A 26,196-nucleotide genomic window follows, 5' to 3' on the forward strand; every position below is an offset into this window, starting at 1 on the left:
ATACCCCGCTTCCGGGACATAGGACCCCTGGTTTCGGGGCCTCCGGCCGCCGGCGGGCAGCTGTCGCACGGCGTCCGCCCGCCGGCGGACGCGCCGCCGCCCGGCGCGTGAGGGGTACGCGCCGGGCGGCGGGGTGTGCGCGTGCCGTCACGGCACGCGCGGGAGGTGCGGGGGGGGTCAGCTGAGCTTCAGCATCTGGCCCGGGTAGATCAGGTCGGCGTCCGAGACGATGTCCTTGTTCAGCTCGAACAGCTTCTGCCAGCCGCCCTTGACGCCGTTGGCGTCGGCGATGGAGCCCAGGGTGTCGCCGGACTTGACCTCGTAGGAGCCGTTGCCGGTCTTGATGGCCGCAGAGTCGCCGCGCTCGGAGCGGGTCACCGGCGCCTCGGAGCGCGGGGTCTCCTTCTTCGGCTGGGTCTTCGGCGTCTCGGCCTTCTGGGTCTCGGTCTTCTTCGTCTCGGTCTTCGGCGTCTGCTTCGGGGTGCTCGTGGAGCCGCCGCCGGAGTACGCGGAGTTCGACAGGCCCTTGCCGCAGACCGGCCAGGCGCCCTTGCCCTGGCCCTTGAGGACCTTCTCGGCGATGGCTATCTGCTGCGCCTTGGAGGCCTGGTTGGCCTGCGGGGCGTAGGACTTGCCGCCGTACGCGGCCCAGGTGGAGGCGGAGAACTGGAGGCCGCCGTAGTAGCCGTTGCCCGTGTTGATGGACCAGTTGCCGCCGGACTCGCACTGCGCGACGCGGTCCCACTCGGAGGCGGTGGCGGCGGACGCGGAGCCGGCGGTCATCAGCGGGGCCGCGACGGCGACACCGGCGACACCGGCGAGCGTGACGATGCGCGTGGTCCGCTCGATGGCGGTGGCGCGGCGGTGCTTGCCCTTGCCGGAAAGCAGCATGGAGTTCTCCTCACCGACGCCTGCGAGGTGAGCTGTCGGGTTCGGGCGGATGAGTTGCCCGGCCGCGCACGTGGCGCGTCTTCACCCCTAGCCGGTGGCGACCGTCTTCGAACGGTCGTTCCCGGCGCCTTCGTTGGTTCCCCCGCTCCTGCCTTCGGCGCGTGACGCGACGTGTGTTCCCCCCGGCCGCCGGCAGGATTCGGCGGTGCGGTCGAAGGGGCCCGCGGTGGCGGGCGATTCAGAAGGTAGACAGGTCCCCCGCCGATGTTCAACGAGGAACTTCGGCGGGGGAGGGCCCCTACTTGCGCTCCCCGCAAGGGCGTTTGCGCAGGTGAGAGGGTGGTTTGCCCAAGGTTGCGGACAGGACACGCCAGTTGACCGGAAGAGACGCATGTCTCATTTGAACGAACCGGGCATACGACGCTTTCCGGGTGCCCGAAGTGCCGTTATAGCTACCTTAGATCCAGGTTCTGGCCCGGCTTGATCAGGTTGGCGTCACCGCCGATGACCTGCTCGTTGGCGTGGTACAGGGCGCTCCAGCCGCCCTTGACCCCCTTGGCGTCCGCGATGGTGGCGAGGCTGTCGCCCTCCTTCACGGTGTACGAGGGGGCCGGGGTCTCCACGGCGGGCGCACCGCGGTGCTTGCCGGTGGCGGAGGTGTCCGGTATGGCGGCCGGGTCGGCGGAGGCGCCCGGGGCGGGCGCGGCCGAGGGGGCGGACGGGGTGGCGCCCGGGGCCGTCGGCGCCCCCGGGTTGGCCGGGTCGGCCGGGTTCACCGGGGCGGTCGGGTCCGCCGGGTTCACCGGGGCGGTGGGCGCCGTACCGGGCGCGGTCGGCGTCGTGGGCGCGGTCGGGGTGCCCGGGGTGCCCGGCAGCGGCGTCTGGGCCGGCACGTCCGGGTCGGGCATGACGGGCAGGCCGCTCACGGGTGCCTGCGGCGCGGGCGGGAGGGTGAAGGTGGGCCCGGGGGTCGGGGCGCCGAAGTCGGTGGCCCGGCCGCCGTTGCCGCCGGCCGGGACCTTCTCGTCCGGGCGGCTCGGGCTGGCGCCGACGGCGCGGTGGTCGCCGGCGGCGCCCGGGTCCACGTCCGCCGCGGGGGCGTCCTTGGTCAGCCCGGCCGAGGCCGCGCAGTTCTGCCAGGCCTCGGGGCCCCGGTCGCCGAGCACGCGCTCGGCTACCGCGATCTGCTGGGACCGGCTGGCCAGGTCGGGCCGCTCGGCAAACTCCAGGCCGCCCGCGCTCTGCCACTGCTCCTGGGTGAACGCCAGCCCGCCGTACGCACCGCTGCCGGTGTTGGCGCTCCAGGTGCCCCCGCTCTCGCACTCGGCGACCTTGTCCCACGTCGAGGCGTCGGCCGCGCTCGCGCCGGTGGCGGCGAGCAGTGGCAGGGCCAGCGCGGAGCCCGTGACTCCGGCGGTGACGACAATCGCGGGTACCTGGCGGGGGCGTCTGTGGCGGCCGTTCCCGGAACGCATGTGATGCACCTTTCGCATAACGGCTGGGTAACGGCAGAACCTAGCGGCCTTCGAACGATTGTCACAAGTTGAGCAAGGAGTTGACTTTGTCTCAGAAAACGTTCAGTTGTTTCGGGGTGTGAAGCGCACGGGAAGCGTGCGCAGGCCACGCATGATCAGACCTCCGCGCCAACGCAGGTCAGTTGACGGAACGGCGAGTTCCAGATCCGGCAGACGCGTCAGCAAAGTCGCAAGCGCCGTCTGTCCTTCGAGTCGGGCGAGCGGAGCGCCCAGGCAGTAGTGGATCCCGTGGCCGTAGCCGAGGTGCTGGTTGTCGGCGCGCGAGAGGTCGAGGGTGTCGGGGTCGGCGAACCGCGCCGGGTCGCGGTCGGCGGCGGCGAGGACCACCAGCACCGGGTCGCCGACCGCGATGTCCTGTCCGCCGAGCGTCAGCGGACGGGTGGCGAAGCGCCAGGTGGCGAGCTCGACGGGGCCGTCGTAGCGCAGCAGCTCCTCCACGCCGGTCTGCAGCAGCCCGCGCTCGCCGGCGGCGAGGGAGGCCTGGAGCCGTGTGCGCTGCTCCGGGTTCTTGAAGAGGGAGTGGACGCCGTTGCCGATGAGGTTCACGGTGGTCTCGAAACCCGCGAAGAGCAGGATGAACGCCATGGCGGTGGCCTCGGCCTCGGTGAGGTGGTCGCCGTGGTCGCTCGCCCGGATCAGGTCCGAGATCAGGTCATTGCCCAGATCATCCCTTTTGCGGTGGATGAGTTCGCCGAGGTACGTGCGCATCTGCTTGACGGAGCGGGCCACTCCGCCACGCGGGCCGCCGCCGTGCCGGATCATCATCCCGGCCCAGTCGCGGAAGTCGTCCTGGTCCTCGCGCGGCACCCCGAGCATCTCGCAGATGGCGTAGATCGGCAGCGGGAAGGCGAACTCGTGGATGAGGTCCGCCTCGCCCCGCCCGGCGAAGCCGTCGATGAGGTGGTCGGTCAGCTCCTGCACCCGCGGTGTGAACTCCGCCACCCTGCGCGGCGTGAACGCCTTCGACACCAGGCGCCGCAGCCGGGTGTGGTCCGGGGGGTCGATGTTCAGCAGGTGCGTCATCAGCTCCGCCTTGCGCTCCCCCGGGATCCCGGTCTTGCCCTTGGCGTGCGCCGGCTCCGCGTGGTGCGCCGGGTTCTTGCTGAGCCGCTGGTCGGCGAGGGCCTGGCGGGCATCGGCGTACCGGGTCACCAGCCAGGCCTCGACCCCGCTGGGCAGCCGGGTGCGGTGGACCGGCGCGTGCTCGCGCAGCCAGGCGTACGCGGGATAGGGGTCGGTCGCGAACTCCCAGTCGAACAGGGTCGGGGCCGGGGCGGCCGGGGCGTCTGCGGCAGCGGGGTCTTCGGGGGCGGCGGGGGTCGGCTCGTGCACGGGTCGACGGTATCCCGGGCGGCGCACGGCACCCCTTATGGGGGTTCGCCACGGCTGTCCGCAGATCGGCCGTCACTTGACGCCGCGACGGACGCCGCTCCTCCTTTCGGACCTGTGGACGTGAGGATCTTGAAGAGCAGCTTCGCGGTGGTGGAGAGACGGGCCGAGCACGCGGTCAAGTACTTCCACTCCCACCTCTTCTGGCACCACCCCGCGATCCGCGCGCTCTTCCCGCCCTCCGCCGAGGACATGCAGCGCCAGCGGGACCGGCTCTTCGCCGCCCTCACCCACGTCGTCGCCCACCTGGAGCACGAGGGCCTGGCCTCCTACCTCCACGACCTCGGCCGCGACCACCGCAAGTTCCTCGCCGGCCCCGAGCACTACGCCGCCGTGGGCGCCAGCCTGCTCGCCGCCCTCGCCGAAGCCTCCGGCAGCGCCTGGACCCCCTAGGTGGAAAAGGCCTGGTCGCAGGCATACCCCTGACCAGCGTGAACAACGCTGCGGGTCAATACACCTAGGCGTCGAGGCCCTCGGCGGCGCGGATCGCGTCGCGGTAGGCGCGGGCCGCGGCGCGCAGCGCCGTCTCGGGGTCCACGCCCTCCGCCTCCGCGCGCGCCGCCAGCCGCAGCAGCTCGTACCCGATGCCCTCGCCGCCCGGCAGCTCCACGGCGAGCCCGCCCGCGCGGGCCCGGCCGGCGAGCTTGGCCGCGAGCGCCAGGCCGGGCTGGCCCAGCGGGATCCCGTCGGTGACGGAGGCGCGCTGCTTCTCCACCGCCTTGGTGCGCTGCCAGTGGGCGCTGACGTCCTCCGCGGTCTGCGCCTCGGCGTCGCCGAAGACGTGCGGGTGGCGGTGGATCAGCTTCTCGACGAGGCTGCCGGCCACGTCGTCCACGGAGAACGGCTCGTCGGGGTCCTCCTCGGCGATCCGCGCGTGGAAGACCACCTGGAGCAGGACGTCGCCGAGCTCCTCGCGCAGCTCCTCGCGGTCCCCGTCCTCGATGGCCTCGACCAGCTCGTACGCCTCCTCGATGGCGTACTTCACCAGCCCGCGATGGGTCTGGCGGGAGGTCCACGGGCATTCCCGGCGGACCCGGTCCATCACCTGCACCAGGTCGAGCAGCCGGGCGCCGGGCAGATCGTAGGAGCCGGGCAGCAGCTCCAGGTCGGGCATGGCGACGCGGCCGGAGCCGGCGAGCCGGGCCAGGCCGTCGGTGAGGCGCTGGTCGCCCTCGCCGGCCGGGATCACCACGACGGTGCGCCCGCCCGCGCAGGCGTCGACCAGGGCGTGCGCGTCCGGGGCCTCGAGGGCGACCTCGACGCCCGCCTCCCGCAGGTACGGCAGCTGCGGGTGGCCCGGGTCGGCGCACAGCACCCGGTCCGCGCCGTGCAGGGTCTGCCAGGCGGGCCAGGACAGCAGGCCGGGGGCGACCCGGTGGCTGGCGGTGAGCAGCACGATCCGGCCGACGGCGTCCCCGTCGGCCGGACCGGGGGCGGGGCCGGCGGCGCGGCCGGCGGCGGTGTCGGACGGGCGGGCGGGTTCGGCGGCGTGGGCGTTCACCCTCCGAACCTACCTCCGGCGGCGCGCCTCAGGCTCCGGCGGGTGCCTGCCCGGGCCGGGTCCGCTGGGTGATCCACGGGGTCTGCTGGTCCCCGAGGACGATCTGCTGCGCGTCCCAGGCCCCGTAGCGCGGGTTGACCTCGATGTGCAGGGCCTTCGCCGCGGCGCCGAGCTTCTCCAGCGCCTTGTCCTGGCTGCCGTAGTGGTCGAAGAGCTTGTCGCGCAGCAGCTTGAAGCGGGCGTCGGCCTCCAGCTGGCCCGGGGCCAGGTGGGCCTGCTCCAGGGCGGCCGCCTCCAGCTGCTCGGGGCCGCCGGCCTTCTCCAGCTGGGCCTTACGGAACTCCTCGACCTCGCGCGGGCTGACCCGCACGCCCGCGTCCTTCGCGGCGCGCTCCAGCACGGCGGTCTGGATCATCTTGTTGAGCTTGACCCGCTCCAGGCCGGGCGAGGCCTGGATCAGCTGGGCGGCGGACTGCCCGCTGCGGTTCTGCGCGGTGCGGACGTCGTTGACCTGGGCCTGGAGGGCGGAGGTGGTGATCCGCTCGCCGCCGACGACGGCCGCGGTGCCCGGGCGGGACTGGCCCGAGCAGGCGGACAGCAGGGGGGCCGCCACGAGCAGGGCGGCGGATACGGAGAGCGCTGTGCGACGGTGCAAAGGAGCCTCCAGGGCCGGGAGATTGTGCGTCGGTGCACAAAGGCCGTGCGGTGATCGATGGTATGCAGTCAGGGTGGTACGGGCCACCGGTTCGACCAACGATTCCCGGGGTGTTGGGGTACGTGTTCACCCGGCGGCCACCGCCCGGTCCACCGGCGCTGCCAAGGTCGGCCCACCATGTCGACCCCGCACCCCTCGCCGGCCGCGCCGCCGCGCCCTTCGGCGCGCACCAGGCCCCCGTCGTCACGGCCCGCCCCGACCCGGTCCCCGCGCCGCTCCCCGCGCCGCGCGAGCCTGGCCGGCTCGGTCCTCGCCGCCCTGGTCACGGCCGCGGCCGTCTGCTCGGGGGACGCGGCCGCCCGCGTGTTCCCGTACGGCCACCGGCACCGCAGCGTCAACGACCTCGGCAACCAGTTCGTCCCCTTCCACGCCCACCTGTGGGACCTGCTGCACGGGCGGGCGCGCGGCGGGCTGCTGCTCAACTGGCAGTCCGGCTACGGCACCAGCTTCCTGCCCGACCTCGGGACCTATCTGACCAGCCCGTTCGCCCCGCTCGTGGCGCTCTTCCCGCGCCAGGACATCGACCTCGCGGTGTACGCGGTCACCGTCCTCAAGACCGCGGCCGCGGCGGCGGCGATGGCCTGGCTGCTGCGCACGCAGGCCCGCGGGCGGTGGTGGGCGGCGGGGCTGCTGGGGGCCTCGTACGCGCTGTGCGGCTGGTCGGTGATCGAGGCCTCGTACAACCCGATGTGGCTGGACGGGCTGATCGCCTTCCCGCTGCTGTGCCTGACGGGCGAATGGGCGCTGCGCGGGCGGCGGTTCACCGCCGCCGTCCTGGTGGCGGCGGTGTGCTGGACGGCGAACTTCTACACCGCGTACATGGCCACGCTGGGGGCGGCGCTGGTGCTGCTGGTACGGCTGGTGCTGGAGCGGCGGCCCGCGCGGGAGCGGGTGGGCGCGGCGGCCCGCGCCGCCGGGGCGGTGCTGCTGGGCATCGCCCTGTCCGCGCCGGTGCTCGTGCCGCTCTTCCTCAGCTCCCGGCAGGCCTACCCGGGGTGGACGCGGGAGTTCCGGCCGGCGCCCTGGGCGGACGTGTTCGCGCGGATGCTGCCCGGCACCTACTCCTTCTCCTCCCCGGCGCTGTTCGTCGGGACGGGGACCCTGCTGCTGGTGGCGGCGCTGCCGTTCCACCGGGCCGTGCCGCGGCGCACCCGGCTGGCGTGGGGCGGCCTGACCGCGGCCGTGCTGCTGTCCTTCCAGTGGACGCCGGCCCACCTGGCCTGGCACCTCTTCGCCACCCCGAACGGCAGCCCGTACCGGCAGACCTTCGTCCTGGCGGGCGTGGCCGTCATCGCGGCCTGGGCCGCCCTCGCCCACGGGGTGCCCGGGCCCCGGGCGCTCGCGGCCGGGACGGCCCTGCTGGCCGCGGCGGCCCTCGCCGCGAGCGGCAGCCCGCTGGCCACCGCCTGGGGGTTCGCGCTGTTCGGCGGCGGGCTCGCCCTGGCCGGCGCGGCCTGGTGGGCGCTGCGCCCGGGGCCGGCCCGGCGCCGGCCCGCGCTCCCGGCGGCGGCCCTGCTGGTCCTGGTGCTGGCCGGGCAGGCCGCGGCGACCACGGCCTTCGGCCACCGCGGCAAGCTGGGCGGCCTGGACGACTACCCGTCCTGGGGGCCCGCCCACACCGCGCGGGCGGCGGCCCTGGCGGAGGCCGACGGGTGGCCCGCGTACCGCACCGACCCGAGCCGCCCGGCCCTGTCGGGCAACGATCCGCTGCTGCTGGGCGGGGAGGGCGGCGCCTACTACAGCAGCCACACCCCGGACGTGTACACGCGGACGATGGCGGCGCTCGGCGCGGGCTGGACCTCGCGCGGCCGCAACGTGCAGAGCATCGACAACCCGGTCACCGACGCCCTCTTCGCCGTCGGCGCCCGCCTGGAGCCGGACGGCACGGTCGTGCGCAGCCGCCCGCTGCCCCTGCTCACCCTCCGCCCCGCAGGACCCGGTGGCCCCGGCGGCCCCGGTGGCCCCGCCCCCTCCTACCGCGACGGCCCGCCCTTCGCCAACCAGGAACTCCTGCTGGGCGCCCGGGTGTACGAGGACCCGGTCGCGCCCGGGGTCTGCCGCGCGGGCACCGAGGCCTTCCTGTGGGCCCCCGAGTACCACGCGACCGCCCGCCTCGCCGACGGGCCCGCCTTCCGGATGAACGGCAACCCGCCGCGCAACCGGGCCGCCCTCCAGCCGCTCGGCCCCTCCCGCGGCGCCTCCTCCGCCCTGGTCCTCGACGCCCCCGAGCCGCCCCGCCGGTCGCTGTCCTGCCTCGACCGCGGCCGCCTCGACGCGGCGGTGGCGGCCCTGCGCGCGGCGGCCCCCGACCCGGCCTCGGTGCGGGTCGGGGCCTCGTCGGTCAGCGCCGTCCTCCCGCCGGGCAGCTCGGGCACCGCGGTCCTCGCCGCGCCCGCGATCGCCGGATGGAGCTGCAACGGCCGCCCCGCCACGGCCCATCTGGGCCTGGTCGCCACCCCCGTGACCCCGGGCACCCGCACCGTGGCCTGCACGTTCCGCCCGCCGGGCCTGCTGCCGGGCGCGGCGGCCGCGGCGGGCGCGCTGCTGGTGGTGGCGGTACTGGAGCTGCGGCGGCTGCGGCGGCGTCAGTGGACGCGGCTGAGCCACTGGAGGGTGCGGCGCACCTCCGCGGAGAACGGGTGGGCGGGCCCGTGGATGCGCTCGGCGTCGAAGAGCAGGCGCGCCAGGGTGTCGTGAGCGGCCGGCCGGTCGCCGAGGGAGAGCAGCAGCTGCGCGATCCGGCGGCGGACCTCCAGCGGCAGGCCCGGGTCCGGGTTCGCGTAGTGGTTCTCGAAGAGCGGCAGCAGCGCGCGGTACTCGGCGAGTGCCGCGGCCGGCTCGCCCAGCTGCTCCAGGCACTGCGCGGCGTCATAGCGGAACCGCAGGGCCTGCGGGTCGCCGGCCGGGAACTCCTCCGCGAGGCGGTGCAGTTCGGGCAGGGCGCGGCGGTACTGGCCGTCGTCCATGAGGGTGGCGGCGTACTGCTTGCGCAGGCTGCGCACGATGGTGGAGTGCTCGCCGTGCTGGGCGGCAGCGGCGGGGAGGATGCCGCCGAGGATGTCCACGGCCTGGGTCAGGCGGCCCTGGTCCAGGAGCTTGCGGGCCTCGTCCACGGCGGCCGGGATGTCCGGCTTGGACGGCGGCGCGGTCGGCTGCGGCGGGATGGCGGCGGCCCGGTCCGGCCAGGGCGCGTGCGGGCGCAGGAACGGGCGGGTGGGGTCCAGGGAGGCCGCCGGGGTGCCCTGCTTGGGCAACAGCGGGACGAGCGCCTCGTACACCTGCTGGGCGGAGGACGGCCGGTCCTGCGGGTCCTTGGCCAGCATGTGGAGGAGGGTCGCCTCCAGCTGGTGCGGGATCTCCGGGCGCACCCGGCGCACGGGCACCGGCGGCTCGTACAGGTGGCGGTGGAGCACGCCGAGCGCGGTGGACCCGGCGAAGGGCACGTTGCCGGAGAGCAGTTCGTACAGCAGCACGCCGAGCGCGTACAGGTCGGTGTACGGGCCCACCGCGCCGCCCATGGCCTGTTCGGGCGCCATGTACGCGGGGCTGCCGATCGGGGAGCCGGTGCTGGTGAGGCGGGTGGTGTCGGTGTCCATCACCGAGGCGACGCCGAGGTCGAGGACCAGGACGGTGCCGTCGGGGCGGACCATCACGTTCCGCGGCTTGAGGTCGCGGTGCACGATCGGCACCGCGTGCACGGCCGACAGCACCCCGCACAGCTGCGCCACCACCGAGACGGCCCACGGCCACGGGTAGGGGTCGTGGGCGGCGAGGTGGTCGGCGAGGTTGGTGCCCTCGACGTACCCCATGACGAGGAACAGCTCGTCGCCGTCGCTGCCCGCGTCGTGCACGGTGACCAGGCCCGGGTGGTCCACCTGGGCCGTGACCCGGCACTCGCGCACGAAGCGGCGGCGCAGCTCGTCGGCGACGGAGCCGGGGCCGGCCACCTTGTCCGGGCGCAGCAGCTTCACGGCGACGCGCCGGTCCAGGCGCTGGTCGTACGCGGTCCACACCTGGCCCATGCCGCCCTGGCCGAGCAGGGAGGCCAGCCGGTAGCGCTCGCCGATGATCCGGCCGTCGTCGCTCACCGCCCGGTGCCCTCACCGTTCGGGTTCTGGTTCGGGTTCGGGTTCGGGTTCTGGGGCGGGGTCTGCTGGCGCAGCAGCTCGCTCAGCTCGTCCAGCTCGGCACGGACCTGGCCGATCCGCGGCGGGGTGACCGGGCCCGGGGCGGGCGTCTGCGGCTGCGGCTGCGGCTGCGGCTGCGGCTGCGGGTGCGGGTAGCCGTACGCCGGGCCGGCTGCCTGCGCCTGCGGCGGCACGTACGGGGCGGGCTGTCCCGGGTACCAGCCCGCGGTGCGGGCCGCGGCCTTCCTCTCGTAGTGGCGGATGTCGGCGACCAGGAAGTACACACAGGTCGCGACGCCGGTCAGGATGGTGCCGAAGGCGCCGGTGTTGCCCTGCCAGCCGTCGGTGTTCGGGGTCGGGTCGGCGCCGATCAGCGCGATCCAGCCGACGGTCAGCGCGAAGTTGACCGCCAGCAGGATCCAGTCGGCGGACTTGCGGGTGACGACCGCGAGCCGCAGCATCGTGGCCCACCCCAGGAAGCCGCAGCTCAGTACGGGCAGCAGGGCGAACAGCACGCGCAGTGCCACCACACCCCCGGAACTGGGCTGGGGGCCATGCTGCGGCGGAAGGCCGGGGCCGTGCATCGCTGCTCCTGACGGACCGTGTCGACGAAGTTCAGGGTCTGAGGGTATACACCGTTTCCGGCCGCCATCGAGGGGATACGCGCAACCGTTGCACCCTCGCCGCACAGCCGCAGCGCACCGGCCCCCGCGAACCCCCGCACGGCTGCACCGCACCGGCCGCTAGGCTCCCGGGAACACCAGTTCCCGGGGGCCTTTCGCATGCGCACCACCACGTCCACCGCCGCTGCCGCACTGGCCGGCGCGGTCCTCCTCTCCACCGCGGCCTGCGCGCCGTTGTCCGGAAAGACGGCATCCGCACCGGCCTCCCGCCCGGTGCCCGCCACACCGTCCCCGACCGCCGACCCGCTCGCGGGCCAGGACTCCGCGACGGTGCTGCGCCGTGCCTACGAGGAGACGCAGCGGGTCGTCACCCAGCAGGCCCTGCTGGACGCGACCGTCGACGAGCGGAAGTTCCAGGCCTATCTGACCGTCGGCAGCGACGGAAACAGGTGTGAGGGCAGCGTCACGACCATCTTGGCCTGCGCGGCGGAGATGTCGCTCTGACCGGCACCCCGGCCGGGATCCGCAGGAAACGGTCCCGGCCGGGCGCTCACGCGCTCACGATCCGAGGATCGTGGTGAGGAACTCGCCGGTCCAGGCCAGCAGTTCCCGGCCGACCAGCGGCTTGCCGCCCACCCGGGCCGTCTTCGGCCGCGGGACCAGCACCTGCGAGGTGGCCGGCTTGAGCACCGAGCCCGGGTACAGGCGCTTCAGGCGCAGCTCCTGCGACTCGCGCAACTCCACCGGGCCGAAGCGGACGTTCGGGCCCTGCAGGGTGATGTCGCCGACCCCGCACGCCCGCGCCAGCATCCGCAGCCCCGCCACCAGCAGCAGGTTCTCCACCGGCTCCGGCAGCTTGCCGTAGCGGTCGGTGAGCTCCTCCCGCACGGCCTTGACGTCCTCCTCGGAGTTGGCCGACGCGATCGACCGGTACGCCTGCAGGCGCAGCCGCTCGCCGGGCGCGTAGTCGTGCGGGACGTGCGCGTCGACCGGCAGCTCGATCTTCACCTCCAGCGGCGGCTCCTCCTCCGCCCCGCCCTCGACCGCGGCCCGGTAGTCCGCCACCGCCTCGCCGACCATGCGGATGTACAGGTCGAAGCCGACGCCCGCGATGTGGCCGGACTGCTCGCCGCCGAGCAGGTTGCCCGCGCCGCGGATCTCCAGGTCCTTCATCGCCACGTACATGCCCGCGCCCATCTCCGTGTGCTGGGCGATGGTGGCCAGGCGCTCGTGCGCCGTCTCGGTCAGCGGCTTCTCCGGCGGGTACAGGAAGTACGCGTACCCCCGCTCGCGGCCGCGCCCGACACGGCCGCGCAGCTGGTGCAACTGCGAGAGGCCGAAGTTGTCGCCGCGCTCCACGATGAGGGTGTTGGCGTTGGAGATGTCGATGCCGGACTCGACGATCGTCGTGGAGACCAGCACGTCGAACTTCTTCTCCCAGAAGTCCACGACCACCTGCTCCAGGGCCTGTTCCGACATCTGGCCGTGGGCCGTCGCGATCCGCGCCTCGGGCACGATCTCGCGCAGCCGCGCCGCCGCCCGGTCGATGGACTCGACCCGGTTGTGGATGTAGAAGCACTGGCCCTCGCGCAGCAGCTCGCGCCGGATGGCCGCGCCGATCTGCTTCTCCTCGTACGGGCCGACGAAGGTGAGCACCGGGTGGCGCTCCTCCGGCGGGGTGGTGATGGTCGACATCTCGCGGATGCCGGTCACCGCCATCTCCAGGGTGCGCGGGATCGGCGTCGCCGACATGGTCAGCACGTCGACGTTGGCCCGCAGCTTCTTCAGCTGCTCCTTGTGCTCGACGCCGAACCGCTGCTCCTCGTCGACGATGACCAGGCCCAGGTCCTTGAACTTGGTCTCCTGCGAGAAGAGCCGGTGCGTGCCGATGACGACGTCGACCGAGCCCTCCTTCAGCCCCTCCAGGGTGGCCTTGGCCTCGGTGTCGCTCTGGAAGCGGGACAGGGCCTTCACGTTGACGGGGAACTGGCTGTAGCGCTCGGAGAAGGTGCCGAAGTGCTGCTGCACGAGGAGGGTGGTCGGGACCAGGACGGCCACCTGCTTGCCGTCCTGCACCGCCTTGAACGCCGCCCGCACGGCGATCTCGGTCTTGCCGTAGCCGACGTCGCCGCAGATCAGGCGGTCCATGGGGACGGTCTTCTCCATGTCCTCCTTGACCTCGGCGATCGTGGTGAGCTGGTCGGGCGTCTCCGCGTACGGGAAGGCGTCCTCCAGCTCCCGCTGCCAGGGCGTGTCCGGGCCGAAGGAGTGGCCGGGCGCGGCCATGCGCGCGCTGTACAGCTTGATCAGGTCGGCGGCGATCTCCTTGACGGCCTTCTTGGCGCGGGCCTTGGTCTTGGTCCAGTCGGCGCCGCCGAGCCGGTGGAGCGTCGGGGCCTCGCCGCCCACGTACTTGGTGACCTGCTCCAGCTGGTCGGTGGGGATGTAGAGCCGGTCGCCGGGCTGGCCGCGCTTGGCGGGGGCGTACTCGACGAGGAGGTACTCGCGGGTGGCGCCCTGGACGGTGCGCTGCACCATCTCGAGGTAGCGGCCGACGCCGTGCTGCTCGTGGACGATGTAGTCGCCGACCTCCAGGGTGAGGGGGTCGATGGACTTGCGGCGCCGGGTCGGCATCCGCCCCAGGTCCTTGGTGGCGGTGCGCTGGCCGGTCAGGTCGGTCTCGGTGAGGACGGCGATGCGCAGGCCCGGGTCGACGAAGCCGCTGCCGAGGGAGGCGCAGGCCACGTGGACGACGTGCGGCTCCAGGGTGGCGAGGCCGGCCTCCAGGCGGGCGGCGATGCCCTCGCCGCCGAGCACCTCGACGGTGCGGGCGGCCGGGCCGTGGCCCTCGGTGAGGTAGACGGTGCGCCAGCCGTCGGCGAGCCAGCCCTTGGTGTCGGCGAGCGCGCGGGCGGTGTCGCCGCGGTAGGCCTCGGGGGCGTGCATGCCGAGCTTCAACGTGTCCGCGGCCACCTCCTCGTCGGCGGCGAACGGGGACACCGACCACCACATCATGCCGAGCTCGCGGGCCCGGTCGCGGACGTCCGCGATGCCCCGCAGGGAGGCCGCGCCGACGTCGATGGGGGCTTCGCCGCCGCCCGCGGTGGCGGCCCAGGAGGCCATCAGGAACTCCTGGCTGGTCGCCACCAGGTCGGCGGCCCGGGTGCGGACGCGCTCCGGATCGCACACCACGGCCATCGACCGGGCCGGCAGGACGTCGATCAGCAGTTCCATGTCGTCGACCAGGACCGGGGCGAGGGACTCCATGCCCTCCACCGCGATCCCCTCGGCGATCTTCCCGAGGAGTTCGCCGAGCTCGGGGTGGACCTCGGCCAGGGCGGCGGCCCGCTCGCGCACCTCGGGCGTCAGCAGCAGCTCGCGGCAGGGCGGCGCCCACAGGCCGTGCTCGGCGACTTCGAGGGAGCGCTGGTCGGCGACCTTGAAGTAGCGGATCTCCTCGACCTCGTCACCCCAGAACTCGATGCGCAGCGGGTGCTCCTCGGTCGGCGGGAACACGTCGAGGATGCCGCCGCGCACGGCGAACTCGCCGCGCTTCTCCACCAGCTCGACCCGCGCGTACGCGGCGGCCGACAGCGCCTCGACGACCTCGCCGAGGTCGGCGCTGCCGCCCTGGCGCAGGCTGACGGGCACCAGGTCGGCGAGCCCCTTGACCTGCGGCTGGAGCACGGAGCGGATCGGCGCGACCACGACGGAGACGGGGCCGGCGGCCGGGTCGTCCTTGCTCGGGTGAACGAGCCGGCGCAGGACGGCCAGGCGGCGGCCGACGGTGTCGCTGCGCGGCGAGAGCCGCTCGTGCGGCAGCGTCTCCCAGGAGGGGAACTCCGCCACCTCGTCCGGCGGCAGGAACGAGCGCAGGGCGGCGGCCAGGTCCTCGGCCTCCCGCCCGGTGGCGGTGACCGCGAGGACGGTCCGGCCGGTACGGGCGGCCAGCGCGGCGATCGCGAAGGGGCGCGCGGCGGGCGGGCCGACGAGGTCCACGTGCATGCGGTTGCCGTCCCCGGCCGCGGTGACCGCCTCGGCGAGGGCGGGGTCCCGGGTGACGGCGTCGAGCAGTCCGTGCAGGCTCATGAAGGAGGCTTTCCGTCCGGTGAGGGGGCAACGCGAAGGGCCCGACACGCGTGCGGGCCGGGGGTTCCCACCCTACGCCCGCACCCGCGCCCGCCACCTCCCGTACGGGCCGCCGCGCAGCACGCGCGCCGCGGCGCCCCGGGGGGCCCGTACCGGCCGGCGGGCCCCGTACCCGGCCGGCGGGCTCCGTCACGCGAACGCGGCGCAGGCCCCGGCCGCCCGTGAGGGCTGCCGGGGCCTGCGCTCCCCCGTCGCGACCGCCGGAACCCGTGGCCCCTACTCGCTCGCGATCGCGTTCAGTACGTTCATCCGCCCCGCCCGGAAGGCCGGGACCAGTGCGGCGAACAGACCCACGAAGGCCGATCCGATGAAGACCGAGACGATCGTGGACCACGGGATCTCCAGCACCTTCATCCCCTGCAGGGCGAGCAGCCGGTGGGCGGTGGCCCCCCAGCCCATGCCCAGGCCGAGGCCGAGGAGGGCGCCGAAGAGGGCGATGACCACCGACTCCAGGCGGATCATGCGGCGCAGCTGGCGGCGGGAGAGGCCGATGGCGCGCATCAGGCCGATCTCGCGGGTCCGCTCGACCACCGACAGGGCCAGGGTGTTCACGACGCCCAGGACCGCCACGATGATCGCGAGGCCGAGGAGGCCGTAGACCATGTTCAGCAGCTGGCCGACCTGGTCCTTGAGGGCCTTCTTGTAGTCGGTCTGGTTGCGCACCTGGTACTGCGGGTACTCGGCCAGCGCCGACTTCAGCGCGGTGTACGCGGCCTCGGCCTGCCCGTTCGCGGCCTTGCCCAGCAGCATGATCGGCTGCGGCATCCGGTCGGCGGGCACGTACTGCTCGACCGTCTTGACCGCCGCGTACATGGCGCCCTTGTCGATGCCGCCGTCGTCGGAGGTGATGGCGGCGACCTTCAGCTTCGCCGGCTTGCCCCCGGTGAAGGCGACCGTCAGCTCGTCGCCGACCTTGACGTGGTGCTCCTTGGCGTAGTCGGAGCCGACCGACATGGCCCCGCTGCCGTAGGCCGCCGCGTAGTCGCCGGCGGTGGTCTTGCGCCGCACGTCCTGGACGTAGCCCGGGTCGGTGGCGCTGATCCGCCCCTCCTTGACCGAGCCGTCGGGGGCGGTGACCTTCGCGCCCAGGATGCGGTAGGCGGTGACGTGGTCCAGCCCCTTGGAGGCGCGCATCGCCTGCTCGGCCTGCGGCACGATCGGCTGGCCGTCCTGGGACTGGACGATGTAGTCCGCGCCGACCGACTTGTCGAGCTCTTCGGTGGCGGAGGCCACCATCGAGGAGCCGACGACCGACAGGCAGGCGACCAGCGCGAGGCCGATCATCAGCGCGGCGGCGGTGGCGCCGGTGCGGCGCGGGTTGCGCAGCGCGTTGCGCTCGGCGAGGCGGCCGACGGACCCGAAGGGCCGCAGCACCACACCGGAGAGCACCCGGACCACGACGGCGGCGAGCAGCGGGCCGATCACGACGAAGCCGATGAGGGTGAACAGCACGCCCAGGGCCAGCAGGCCCGCGCCCGGTCCGGCCTGGTCGGCCCCGGCGGCCAGGAAGAGGGCGGCGCCGCCGATGGCGGTGAGGACCAGGCCGATGACGGCCCGGACCCGGCCGGCCTTCTTGTCGCCGGGGGTGCCGGCCTCGCGCAGGGCGGCCATCGGGGAGACCTTGCCGGCGCGGCGCGCCGGTACGTACGCGGAGACGAGCGTGACGGCGACGCCGAGGACGAGGCCGACGACGGGCGTGGTCCAGATGACGGTCAGGTCATCCGTGGACAGGTGCATGCCCATCTTGCCCATGAGCTCCATCAGCCCCACGGCCAGGCCGATGCCGCCGCCGATGCCGAGGACCGAGCCGACGACGCCCAGCAGCAGCGCCTCGACGATCACGGAGTTCAGGATCTGGCCGCGGTCGGCGCCGATGGCGCGCATCAGGCCGATCTCCCGGGTGCGCTGGGCGACCAGCATGGAGAAGGTGTTGAAGATGAGGAAGATGCCGACGAGGAAGGCGATCCCGGCGAAGCCGAGCATCACCCACTTCATGACCTTCAGGAAGGAGCCGACGTCCTTGCGGTTGGCGTCCGCGGACTCCTTCGCGGTCTGCAGCTTGTAGGTGTCGGCGCCGACCGCGGTGGCGATGTTCTTCTTCAGCTGGTCGTCGCTGACGCCGTCCTGCGCCGTGACGTTGACGTGCGTGAACAGGCCCGGGCCGCCGAGCAGCTTCTCCTGCGCGGTGGCCGTGTCGAAGTAGACGACGGTCGCGCCGGGGTTGGTGACGGTGAACGCGGCGATTCCACTGATCTTCGCGCGGAGGTCGCCGGTGGCGGCGATCGTGCGCAGCTCGTCGCCCGGCTTCAGGTGGTGCTTGGCGGCGGTGTCGGCGTCGACCATGATCTCGGCCGGGCCGTGCGGGGCCGCACCCGAGGTGATCTTCATCGACTTGAGCTCGTTGTCGTTCCAGTTGCCCGCGATCGTCGGAGCGCCCGTGCTCGAGCCCATGTTCTCGTTCTTGGCGTTGACGACCGTGACGGCCAGGGAGACGACGCCGCCCTCGGCGGACTTGACGCCCTGGGCCTTCTTGACCTGCTCGACGACCGAGGCCTGGAGCACCTCGGGCCGGCCGCGGTCGGGGTTCACCGCGTCGTCCTCGGCCTGCTTGGGGCTGATCGTGACGTTGGAGCCGGTGACGGCGAACAGCTTGTCGAACGTCGTGTTCATCGTGTCCGTGAACACGAGGGTGCCGCAGACGAAGGCCACCGACAGCATGACGGCGATGGCGGAGAGCACCATCCGCCCCTTGTGCGCGACGAAGTTGCGCCGCGAGGTCTTCAGTACGGTGTTCGCGCTCACGAGGTCCGCCCGCGCGCGTCGAAGTCCTTCATCCGGTCCAGCACCTGGTCGGCGCTGGGCGCGCGCATCTCGTCGACGATCCGGCCGTCGGCCAGGAAGATCACGCGGTCCGCGTACGAGGCCGCCACCGGGTCGTGCGTGACCATCACGATGGTCTGGCCGAGCTCGTCCACCGAGCGGCGCAGGAAGCCGAGGACCTCGGCGCCCGCACGGGAGTCCAGGTTTCCGGTCGGCTCGTCGCCGAAGATGATCTGCGGGCGGGCCGCGAGGGCGCGGGCCACGGCCACGCGCTGCTGCTGCCCGCCGGAGAGCTGGGTGGGCCGGTGCTTGAGGCGGCCGGCGAGGCCGACGGTCTCCACGACCCGGTTCAGCCACTCGGGGTCGGCCTTGCGCCCGGCTATGTCCATCGGCAGCGTGATGTTCTCCAGGGCGTTCAGCGTCGGCAGCAGGTTGAACGCCTGGAAGATGAAGCCGATCCGGTCGCGGCGCAGCTGGGTGAGCTTCTTGTCCTTCAGCCCGGTGATCTCGGTGTCGTCCAGGTGGATCGTGCCGCCGGTCACCGTGTCCAGGCCGGCCAGGCAGTGCATCAGCGTCGACTTGCCGGAGCCTGAGGGGCCCATGATCGCGGTGAACTGGCCGCGCATGATGTCCACGTCCACGTGGTCGAGGGCCACCACGCGCGTCTCACCGGAGCCGTAGGCCTTGACGACCTGGCGTGCCCGGGCCGCGACGGCTGCGCCTCCGGTACCCCCGTGCCTGGTTTCGGTCATAGCCGTTGTCACGTGCTTCCCCTCGTTCGTGCTGCGTGGTGTCCACCGGGGGCCAACCCCCTCCCCCGCTCGGTAGGAACCAGTCAAGGACACCGCCGGGCCGCTCTCCTCCTCCGCCGGGACGAAAGGACCCTGGGCCCTGGTGAGGAGCAACCCCTAGGGGATCTCCACCCTTTGGGGGACATGAGACGGGGGTACCGCCGGCCCGGGCCGCGGTGAGAAGGTGTTCCGCGCGGATACGTGCACGGTGAAAGGATCTTCGTGGGTACGCAGGAGAGCACCGGCGGGCACTCCGGGGACACCGCCGCGGACGGCGTCGCCGCCCTACCCGGAAGCCGCATTTCCGCCCATCCCGCGCCGGCCGGGGACGTCGCGGGCGCGGGCGGCGGGACGCGGGACGCGGCGGGCGGGCCGGACCGACCGGACGGTGCGGCAATCCGGGCGGACGGCGCGGCAGGCCGGGCGGACGGCGCGGCGGGCGGGGGCGGCCGGGTGCAGGACGCGGCGAAGGGGCCGGGCCCGTCGGACGGCGCCGCGGGCCGGGCGGACGGCGCCGCGGGCCGGGCGGACGGCGCCGCGGGCCGCGACGGCGGGGCGGGGCGCGGCGGGGCCCGGTCCGCGGAGGGCGCCACCGGTGCGCAGGACGCCACCGGGGGCGGGCGGCCCCGTACCGCAGTGGTCGCCGCGCTCATGCTGAGCATGGCGCTCGTCGCCCTCGACGGATCCATCGTCTCCACCGCCGTGCCCCAGATCGTCGGCGACCTCGGCGGCTTCTCCGTCTTCTCCTGGCTCTTCGCCGGCTACCTCCTCGCCGTCACCGTCACCCTCCCCGTCTACGGCAAGCTCTCCGACACCCTCGGCCGCAAGCCCGTCCTCCTCTTCGGCATCGCCTTCTTCCTCGCCGGCTCGCTCCTGTGCACCCTCGCCTGGAACATGGCCGCACTGATCGCCTTCCGGATCGTCCAGGGCCTCGGCGGCGGCGCACTCCAGAGCACCGTCCAGACCCTGGCCGCCGACCTCTACCCGCTGGCGGACCGCCCCAGGATCCAGGCCCGGATGTCCTCCGTCTGGGCCGCCTCCGCCGTCGCCGGCCCCGCCCTCGGCGGACTGCTGGCCGCGTACGCCGACTGGCGCTGGATCTTCCTCGTCAACCTGCCGCCCGCCGCCCTCGCCCTCTGGCTCGTCGGCCGCCACCTCGTCGAGCCCGTGCGCTCCCCCGGCCGACGCGGGCCCGTCGACTGGGCGGGCGCCCTCGCCGTCTTCGCCTGCGGCGGCGTCCTGCTCTTCGCCCTCGTCCAGGGCGGCGTCGCCTGGCCCTGGCTGTCCGCGCCGTCCCTCGGGCTGTTCGCCGCAGGGGCCGCCCTCGCCGCCGCCGTCGTCCGCATCGAGCGCCGGGCGGCGGAACCCGTCCTGCCCGGCTGGGTGTGGCGCCGGCGCACCATCGCCGCCGTCAACCTCGCCCTCGGCGCGCTCGGGCTGCTCATGGTGGCCCCGATGGTGTTCGTCCCGACGTACGCGCAGTCCGTGCTCGGCCTCGGCCCGGTCAGCGCGGGCCTCGTCATGTCCGCGATGACCCTCAGCTGGCCGCTCTCCGCCGCGCTGAGCCAGCACGTCTACCGGCGCATCGGCTTCCGCGACTGCGCCGTCCTCGGCATCGGCCTCGCCGCCGTGGTCCTGTTCTCCTTCACCCTCCTGCCGTACCCCGGCCGGGCCTGGCAGCCGACGCTGGTGATGCTGCTGCTCGGCGCGGCCCTCGGGTTGTTCCAGCTGCCGCTGATCGTCGGGGTGCAGTCCACCGTGGGCTGGGCGGAGCGGGGTACGACCACCGCCTCGGTGCTGTTCTGCCGGCAGGTCGGGCAGAGCCTGGGCGCCGCCCTGCTCGGGGCCGTCGCCAACGCCACCGTCGCCGCCCGGCTGGACCGCTCGCCCGTGCCGGGGCTGCCGGCCGGCCTCGACGAGGTCTCCGAGGCCCTCGACCGGCCCGGTCTGCTGCCGCCGGCCGCCGCCGAGCGGCTGCGGGAGGCCGTGGCCGCCGCCGTCGACCACATCTTCCTGTGCGCGGCGGCCGCGGCGGTGGTGGCACTGCTGGTGCTGCTGGTGGTGGCACCCCGGCGCTTCCCGGTCCTCCCGGACGGCACTCCGGAACCCCCCAAGCCGTAACACACCCCACCCACCGGCCCCCAGGCCGACCCGCCGCCGCGTCCCACGCGGGCCGCCCGCCGCCCGCACGACCTGCTGCCGCCGCCCTGACCGCCGTTGGCCCAGCCACGCGGCCTGAGGCCGCAGACCTGGTCACCGCGGCCCGGCCGCCGCGCACCGCAGGCCGCGGAGGGCCGGCCACCTGACCGACCGCCACAGCTCCGCCGCAGGGGCCGGGCCGCCGCGGGCCCCGGCCGCAGGCCCACCGGACTCCGGCACCGCCCGGCCAACCACCGAAGGCCCAGCCGCACGGCCTGCTGGCGCAGGCCCGGCCACCGTGACCCAGCCGCAGCGCATCCGCACGCCGCGCAGGGCCGGCCACCTGGCCGGCCGCCAAGGTGGGGCGGCCGCAGGCCGACCGCCACAGCTCCGACGCGGGGCCTCAGGCCGCGGGCCTGGCTGCCGTGACCCGGGCCCCCGCCTTCGCCACAGGGCCCCGCCGCTGTGAGCCGGGTGGCCGCGGGGGCCGGGCCGTCGCGGGGCGACCCGGATCGGCCGGGGGCCGGTTGTCGTGGGTGCGAGAGAACCGCGTGGGGTCGGCGCTTGTCATGGCCGCTGCCACCGGAGTACATCTCTTGGTCCGGGATCCGCATCGGGATCAGGAACCGCTCCGGGGGGACGAGATGGCTTCCGCACTCTTAGCACTGGCCCTGCTGGCCGCCATGGCCGGACCGATCGCCGCACGGCTGCGCCGCCGACCGGGCCTGGTCACCGGCCGCGACGGCCGCCTGTCCACCTCCACCACGCTCGCGCTGGCGTGGACCGTGATCCTGGTGTGGCTCCTGACCACGATCCTGCTCTACGGGCTCACCGCGGGCGGCGGCACCCGGTACTTCACCGCCGACCCCGGGCCGCTGTCCTCCCTCACCACCGTCTACCTGCCGCTGCTCGGCGGCCCGTACGTCGCCCTGATCGCCGCCAAGGCGGTCGTCGGGATCCGGCTCGAGAACGGCAGCCTCGCCAAGCCGGCCGCCCCGCCGACCGGCTCCGGGAAGCGGCCGCTGCGGGAGCTCATCGCGAACGACAGCGGGCGCACGGACCTCGTCGACCTCCAGTACGTGGCGCTGAGCGCGGTCACCATGCTGTACGTGGTGCTGTTCTTCCTCTCGGACGTGGGCGGCGGGCTGCCGCGGCTGCCGGAGGAGATCTGGGCGCTGACGGGCGCCCCGGCCGGGGCGTACCTGGTGAACAAGATGGCCACCCGGGCCAATCCGGTGGTCACCGGCGTGAGCGTGGCCGACGGGGTCCTGACCGTGCGGGGTGGGGGGTTCGGCGGGGACGCGCGGATCGAGGTGGACGCCGTCGCCCTCCCGACGGCCAGCGATCCGGGGCCGGGGGTGCTGACCGCGGCCCTGCCGGCCGGGGCCCCCGCCGCCTTCTCGGTGGCCGTCATCGCCCACGGCCTCCGCAGCGACCCCTTCCTGTACGGCCCGCCCCCGGCCGCGGCCGCGCCCGCGGCCCCCGCCCGGCCGGCCGGCTCCGCCTGACCGCCGCAGCGGGCGCCCCCGGCTCGGCCGGGGCGTTCGCCCCGCGCCGCGGCGGCAAGGGCTCCGCCGGGAAGGGCCCGCGCCCCCGGCCGGGGGGCGATCCGCTTCAGGACTTGTGGCGGGCGTAATAGCGGGCCACGCGGGCGCGGTTGCCGCAGGCCGAGGCCACGCACCAGCGGCGGCGCGGGTGCGCGGGCAGGAACAGCAGGACGCAGTCCGCAGCCTCGCACTCCCGGACCTCCCCGACCCGGGGGTCCGCCAGGAGTTCCATCGCGGCCTCGGCCAGCTCCGCGGCGAGCCGCCGGGCCGGGGCGCCCGTCCGCCGGACGGCCACCGTCAGCGCGGAGTCGAGCTCGCGGTGGGCGGGGGCGGCCGCCGCGGCCTGGTTCAGCGCGCGCAGCGCATCCGCCGGGGGCCGCGCCCCGGCCCGTACGGCCGCGAGCGCGGCCCCGGCCGCCTCCCGTACCGCCCGCACGGCCGCGACCTCGGCCGCGCCCGCCTCCACCGGCTCCAGCCGCCCGGACTGCAGCTCCAGCCAGGCCGCGAGCCCGGCCGGATCCGCGATCAGGTCCTGGCCGGCGGGCCGGGTGTTGAGCAGGTCCAGGGCCAGCGGCTCGCCGGTGAGCGGAAACGTCACTGTCATGCCCCTAATGATACTCCGCCCCCTTGACCCATTAGCGCACCTCGGCAAGACTAATGGAAACAACGGGGCTGGAGGCATGTGATGAAGCATCTCACCATCGACGTCGACGGGGTTTCGGTCGCCTACCGGGAGAGCGGCCCGGCCGACGGACCGGTCCTGCTGCTCCTGCACGGCTTCCCGACCTCCTCCCACCAGTTCACCCGCCTGATGGACGCCCTCGGGGACACCCCGTACCGCCTGATCGCCCCCGACCACCCCGGCTTCGGCCGCACCCGGGCCCCGGCCGGGTTCACGTACTCCTTCGACCGGCTCGCGGACGTCCTGGAAGGCTTCACCGACGCCCTCGGACTGGACCGGTACGCCCTGTACGTCTTCGACTTCGGCGCCCCGATCGGGCTGCGGCTCGCCGCCCGCCGGCCCGACCGCGTGACGGGCCTCATCGTCCAGAACGGCAACGCCTACGAGGAGGGCCTCTCCGACGCCGCCCGCGAGTTCGCCGGCCTGCGGCGCACCGACCCGGGCGCCGAGGAACGCGTCCGGGGGCTCTTCACCGAAGCCGGCACCCGCTTCCAGTACGAGACGGGCGTCGCGGACACCTCCCTCATCGACCCGGCCAACCCGACGCTCGACGTGCACTACCTGGGGCTGCCGGGGCGCGCCGACGCCCAGGCGGACCTGGCCTTCGACTACGCCTCGAACTTCGGCCACTACCCGGCCTGGCAGGCCTGGATCCGCGCGTCCGCAGTCCCCGTCCTCGTCGTCTGGGGCGCCGGGGACCCCTTCTTCACCCCCGCCGGAGCAGAGGCCTACCTGCGCGACGCCCCCGACGCCGAGGTCCACGTCTTCGAGGGCGCAGGCCACTTCGCCCTGGAGACCCACCTCCCGGCCATCGCCCCCCTGATCTCCAAGTTCCTCCTGACGAAGCTCCCCTGACCCGCCTTCCGGGCCGCCCCGGTGCCGCCAGGGGACAAAGGAAGGGCTCTGCCGGCGTTCCCGCCCCCGGCGCCGAACCCGCCGAACCCGCCGAAGCCCCCGGCCGCCCCCGGCCCCGCCGGCGCTTGACGCGCGGGGGCCCGGGGGCGGAGCCCCGCAACGGCGCGCCGCAGGCGAAGCACCCCCGCCGCAGCCGAAGGGCTACCCCTCCGCGGGAGCGGGGCGGCCCGTCAGGGCGGCGAGGCTGGAGCGGACGTGCGCCATGTGGGCCCGCATCTCCTCCTGCGCCGCCGCATGCTCCCGCAGCACCCGCTCGGTCTCCCGCCGCACCCGCTCCTCCCGCACCCGCGCCTGCGCCAGCAGCTCCGCGGCCCGGGCCTCCGCGTCCTCCTGCCCGTGCCGCGCCGCCTCCTCCGCCTCCGCGTACCCGCGGCGCGCCTGCGCCAGGCGGCTCTCGGCGAGCCGCTCCTGCTCGGCGAGGCGCGCCTCCAACTCGGCGGTGCGCTGCGCGAGCTCCCGCCCGGCGGCGTCCCAGCGCTCCACGCGCTCCTGCTCCTGCTCCGCCAGCAGCGCCTGCATCCGGCGCCGCATCTCGGCGAGCACGGCCTCCCCCTGGGCCCGCCGTTCGGCGGCTTCCTCGCGCGCCTCGGCCCGCAGCCCGTCCGCCTCGCGCTCCGCCCGCAGCAGCCCCTGCCGGGCCCGGACCTCGGTCTGCTCGCGCACGGCCTCCGCGTCGTGCCGGGCCAGCTCGGCGACCCGGTCGGCGTGCGCCTCGGCCCCGGCAACCGCGTCGGCCGCATCGGCCCGGGCATCGGCGCGCAGCGCCTGCGCCTCCTCCTGCGCGAGCAGCAGGATCCGCCGGGCCCGTTCGCTCAGCTCCTCGTACTGCTGGGGGGCCAGCGAGGCCACCACCTCGCGGAGCCGGGCGGCCTCGGCCTCCATCTGCTTGGCCAGGACGGTCAGCCGCGCGACCCGCTCCCACGCCTCGTCGCGGCTGCCGGAGAGCCGGGCGAGGTACCGGTCGACCTCTTCCACCCGGTAGGCGCGACCTCGCACGATCGCGAAACCGTGTCCGTGGGGTGACATGCGTGCAGCCATCCTGGGAGCGCCTCTCTCGCGGGGATTGCCTGTCAAGGATGCGTGATGCGCGGGCAGAAGCCGCAGTGGCCGGGCCGGGACCCCGCACGAGGGCCCCGACCCGGCCATGATCCGATCATCCGATCAGAGCAGTCCGTCCCACATCTGCTCCAACAGCACCGACCACCAGCTCTCCGGCGAGGCCAGCGCGGCACTGTCCAGGCCCGCCAGATTCGCCTGGAAGTCGACGGTCCACCGGCCGGCCTGCTCCGGCGTCAGATGCTGGCGCAGCCGCCACATGTGACCCAGCATCGCCAGCGACCGCACGAACTGCGGCAGGCTCGAATTCACGAACTGCGGCGGTACGGGCGCGCCGCCCGGGCCGCCCTCGACCGGCACGGCCACGATGTGCGCCGTCCCGTACTGCACGCACAGCGCCTTGCCGAAGTCGCTGCCGATGACGAGGTACGAACCCGCGTCCGACGCCGGCTGCACCTGGCGCTGCGCGGCCAGCTCGGCCAGCGTCGGCACCGGCTGGCCCGGCACGGCCTGCGCCCAGAAGAACGGCCCGAAGTCCGTCGGCAGACCGGACCACACCAGCGTCTGCGCCACGATCTCCGGCACGCCCTGCCGGGAGACCGCCCGCTGGTCGAAGCGGAACACGCCCTGCGGCCCGAACGCCCCGGCCAGTTCCGCACCGATCGCGTCCAGCGGGATCGCGGGCTGCAGCGGCACCTGCGGCAGCGGCGCCCGTACCGGGGCCGGGCGCGGCGGCGCATCGGCCACCTGGTGCAGCTCCCCCTGGTGGGTGAGCAGGTGCTGCATGCCCGCCTGACGGCCCGCGTGGTCCTTGCCGTACGGGGCCACGCTGGTGATCCGGACCTGCGGCCACGTCTCCCGGATCATCCGGGCGCAGTAGCCGCCGGGCAGCTCGCAGGACTCCAGCTCGGTGTGCAGCTCCAGCACCTGCTGCGGCGGCACGTTCATGGCGCGCAGCTCGTGCAGGATCTGCCACTCCGGGTGCGGGGTGCCGGGCGCCGAGCGGCGGATGATCTGCTGCTCGGAGCCGTCGTGCCCGCGGTAGCGCAGGACGGCCTGGTAGCCGGGCCCGACCGTGGGCACGCCGGCGGGAGCCGCGGGCTGCGGACCGCCGGGCGGCGGGCCCGGAGGCGCGGGGGCGGCACCGACCACGGCGGGGCCGGCCAGCATCGTCGCGGCGTGGTCCAGCCCGTGCGGAGGCGTGCCGGGGCCCCCGGGCGGACCGGGGGGCGCGGGCGGCTGACCCGCACCCGGGGCACCCGGCGCACCGGGCGGACCGGGAGGCGCAGGCGGCTGACCCGTGACGGCAGGACCGG

19 protein-coding genes and 1 riboswitch are annotated in these 26,196 nt (G+C 74.6%); of the genes, 6 read left to right on the forward strand and 13 right to left on the reverse strand.

Translation table 11 applies throughout. From position 1 onward, the window contains the following. Positions 1–177: 177 nt before the first annotated feature. The 3 genes from AB0953_RS10415 to AB0953_RS10425 all read right to left on the reverse strand — a co-directional run bounded on the left by AB0953_RS10415 (position 178) and on the right by AB0953_RS10425 (position 3,686). A complete protein-coding gene (locus tag AB0953_RS10415; protein ID WP_366858998.1) occupies positions 178–891 on the reverse strand; it encodes a transglycosylase family protein in 714 nt (237 codons plus the stop codon). Between the two features lie 2 nt (positions 892–893). Beyond that, positions 894–1,061: riboswitch (cyclic di-AMP (ydaO/yuaA leader) on the reverse strand. Positions 1,062–1,343: 282 nt separating this feature from the next. Continuing rightward, positions 1,344–2,366, reverse strand: a complete 1,023-nt coding sequence (locus tag AB0953_RS10420; RefSeq protein WP_366858999.1) for a transglycosylase family protein — start codon at positions 2,364–2,366, stop codon at positions 1,344–1,346. 102 nt (positions 2,367–2,468) lie between these two features. Then, positions 2,469–3,686, reverse strand: a complete 1,218-nt coding sequence (locus AB0953_RS10425) for a cytochrome P450 (RefSeq protein WP_366859202.1) — start codon at positions 3,684–3,686, stop codon at positions 2,469–2,471. Between the two features lie 192 nt (positions 3,687–3,878). Here AB0953_RS10425 and AB0953_RS10430 point away from each other — a divergent pair, with 192 nt between their 5' ends. Then, on the forward strand, positions 3,879–4,208 hold the full coding sequence (locus AB0953_RS10430) for a globin domain-containing protein (protein ID WP_366859000.1): 330 nt from the start codon (positions 3,879–3,881) through the stop codon (positions 4,206–4,208). A gap of 64 nt (positions 4,209–4,272) precedes the next feature. Here the strand turns inward: AB0953_RS10430 and AB0953_RS10435 are convergent, their stop codons facing one another. Further along, positions 4,273–5,316: a nucleoside triphosphate pyrophosphohydrolase gene (locus tag AB0953_RS10435; RefSeq protein WP_366859001.1), complete on the reverse strand. Its 1,044-nt coding sequence runs from the start codon at positions 5,314–5,316 to the stop codon at positions 4,273–4,275. Between the two features lie 28 nt (positions 5,317–5,344). Further along, the gene (locus AB0953_RS10440; RefSeq protein WP_366859002.1) at positions 5,345–5,971 is read right to left on the reverse strand and encodes a SurA N-terminal domain-containing protein; all 627 of its coding nucleotides are present in this window, start codon (positions 5,969–5,971) and stop codon (positions 5,345–5,347) included. Between the two features lie 177 nt (positions 5,972–6,148). Between AB0953_RS10440 and AB0953_RS10445 the strand changes: the two genes are divergently transcribed. Then, positions 6,149–8,728: a YfhO family protein gene (locus tag AB0953_RS10445; protein WP_366859003.1), complete on the forward strand. Its 2,580-nt coding sequence runs from the start codon at positions 6,149–6,151 to the stop codon at positions 8,726–8,728. Here the strand turns inward: AB0953_RS10445 and AB0953_RS10450 are convergent. Together AB0953_RS10450 and AB0953_RS10455 are read right to left on the reverse strand one after the other, a co-directional pair. After that, a complete protein-coding gene (locus AB0953_RS10450) occupies positions 8,617–10,119 on the reverse strand; it encodes a serine/threonine-protein kinase (RefSeq protein ID WP_366859004.1) in 1,503 nt (500 codons plus the stop codon). The genes AB0953_RS10445 and AB0953_RS10450 overlap by 112 nt on opposite strands. Further along, on the reverse strand, positions 10,116–10,685 hold the full coding sequence (locus tag AB0953_RS10455) for a hypothetical protein (RefSeq protein WP_366859005.1): 570 nt from the start codon (positions 10,683–10,685) through the stop codon (positions 10,116–10,118). The genes AB0953_RS10450 and AB0953_RS10455 overlap by 4 nt, the downstream gene beginning before the upstream one ends. 255 nt (positions 10,686–10,940) lie before the next feature. Between AB0953_RS10455 and AB0953_RS10460 the strand changes: the two genes are divergently transcribed. Further along, entirely contained in the window at positions 10,941–11,285 is a 345-nt protein-coding gene (locus tag AB0953_RS10460; protein ID WP_366859006.1) for a hypothetical protein, read from the forward strand. A gap of 54 nt (positions 11,286–11,339) precedes the next feature. Here the strand turns inward: AB0953_RS10460 and mfd are convergent, their stop codons facing one another. From mfd to AB0953_RS10475, 3 genes are all read right to left on the reverse strand, one after another. Further along, a complete protein-coding gene (gene mfd, locus AB0953_RS10465; protein WP_366859007.1) occupies positions 11,340–14,870 on the reverse strand; it encodes a transcription-repair coupling factor in 3,531 nt (1,176 codons plus the stop codon). 276 nt (positions 14,871–15,146) lie between these two features. After that, positions 15,147–17,672, reverse strand: coding sequence for an FtsX-like permease family protein (locus AB0953_RS10470; RefSeq protein ID WP_366859203.1), 2,526 nt, complete (start codon positions 17,670–17,672; stop codon positions 15,147–15,149). A 56-nt stretch (positions 17,673–17,728) separates the two neighbouring features. Next, entirely contained in the window at positions 17,729–18,514 is a 786-nt protein-coding gene (locus tag AB0953_RS10475) for an ABC transporter ATP-binding protein (protein ID WP_362177999.1), read from the reverse strand. A gap of 249 nt (positions 18,515–18,763) precedes the next feature. On the opposite strand from AB0953_RS10475, the gene AB0953_RS10480 reads away from it, so the two are divergent. Continuing rightward, positions 18,764–20,662 (forward strand): MDR family MFS transporter, encoded by a 1,899-nt coding sequence (locus tag AB0953_RS10480; RefSeq protein WP_366859008.1) that lies wholly within the window; start codon positions 18,764–18,766, stop codon positions 20,660–20,662. Between the two features lie 662 nt (positions 20,663–21,324). Continuing rightward, the gene (locus AB0953_RS10485) at positions 21,325–22,188 is read left to right on the forward strand and encodes a hypothetical protein (RefSeq protein ID WP_366859009.1); all 864 of its coding nucleotides are present in this window, start codon (positions 21,325–21,327) and stop codon (positions 22,186–22,188) included. Between the two features lie 106 nt (positions 22,189–22,294). On the opposite strand, the gene AB0953_RS10490 is transcribed toward AB0953_RS10485, so the two are convergent. Beyond that, entirely contained in the window at positions 22,295–22,831 is a 537-nt protein-coding gene (locus AB0953_RS10490) for a CGNR zinc finger domain-containing protein (RefSeq protein ID WP_366859010.1), read from the reverse strand. A gap of 81 nt (positions 22,832–22,912) precedes the next feature. Between AB0953_RS10490 and AB0953_RS10495 the strand changes: the two genes are divergently transcribed. Continuing rightward, positions 22,913–23,764: an alpha/beta hydrolase gene (locus AB0953_RS10495; RefSeq protein WP_366859011.1), complete on the forward strand. Its 852-nt coding sequence runs from the start codon at positions 22,913–22,915 to the stop codon at positions 23,762–23,764. A 201-nt stretch (positions 23,765–23,965) separates the two neighbouring features. On the opposite strand, the gene AB0953_RS10500 is transcribed toward AB0953_RS10495, so the two are convergent. Continuing rightward, positions 23,966–24,850 (reverse strand): cellulose-binding protein, encoded by an 885-nt coding sequence (locus AB0953_RS10500; RefSeq protein WP_366859012.1) that lies wholly within the window; start codon positions 24,848–24,850, stop codon positions 23,966–23,968. Positions 24,851–24,985: 135 nt separating this feature from the next. Then, positions 24,986–26,196, reverse strand: a 1,211-nt coding sequence (locus tag AB0953_RS10505; protein ID WP_366859013.1) for an SUKH-4 family immunity protein, incomplete at its 5' end; no start/stop codon positions are given.

The sequence above is a fragment of the Streptomyces sp. NPDC046866 genome (genome assembly GCF_040704625.1).
Classification (GTDB): Bacteria; Actinomycetota; Actinomycetes; order Streptomycetales; family Streptomycetaceae; genus Streptomyces.

Bases quoted from the DNA above. Each gene is read 5' to 3' on its own strand.
- AB0953_RS10470 (WP_366859203.1), bottom strand. From the start codon at position 17,672: ATGGTGCTCTCCGCCATCGCCGTCATGCTGTCGGTGGCCTTCGTCTGC.
- AB0953_RS10485 (WP_366859009.1), top strand. From the start codon at position 21,325: ATGGCTTCCGCACTCTTAGCACTGGCCCTGCTGGCCGCCATGGCCGGA.
- AB0953_RS10445 (WP_366859003.1), top strand. From the start codon at position 6,149: ATGTCGACCCCGCACCCCTCGCCGGCCGCGCCGCCGCGCCCTTCGGCG.
- AB0953_RS10460 (WP_366859006.1), top strand. From the start codon at position 10,941: ATGCGCACCACCACGTCCACCGCCGCTGCCGCACTGGCCGGCGCGGTC.
- AB0953_RS10490 (WP_366859010.1), bottom strand. From the start codon at position 22,831: ATGACAGTGACGTTTCCGCTCACCGGCGAGCCGCTGGCCCTGGACCTG.
- AB0953_RS10500 (WP_366859012.1), bottom strand. From the start codon at position 24,850: ATGTCACCCCACGGACACGGTTTCGCGATCGTGCGAGGTCGCGCCTAC.
- AB0953_RS10495 (WP_366859011.1), top strand. From the start codon at position 22,913: ATGAAGCATCTCACCATCGACGTCGACGGGGTTTCGGTCGCCTACCGG.
- AB0953_RS10420 (WP_366858999.1), bottom strand. From the start codon at position 2,366: ATGCGTTCCGGGAACGGCCGCCACAGACGCCCCCGCCAGGTACCCGCG.
- AB0953_RS10415 (WP_366858998.1), bottom strand. From the start codon at position 891: ATGCTGCTTTCCGGCAAGGGCAAGCACCGCCGCGCCACCGCCATCGAG.
- mfd (WP_366859007.1), bottom strand. From the start codon at position 14,870: ATGAGCCTGCACGGACTGCTCGACGCCGTCACCCGGGACCCCGCCCTC.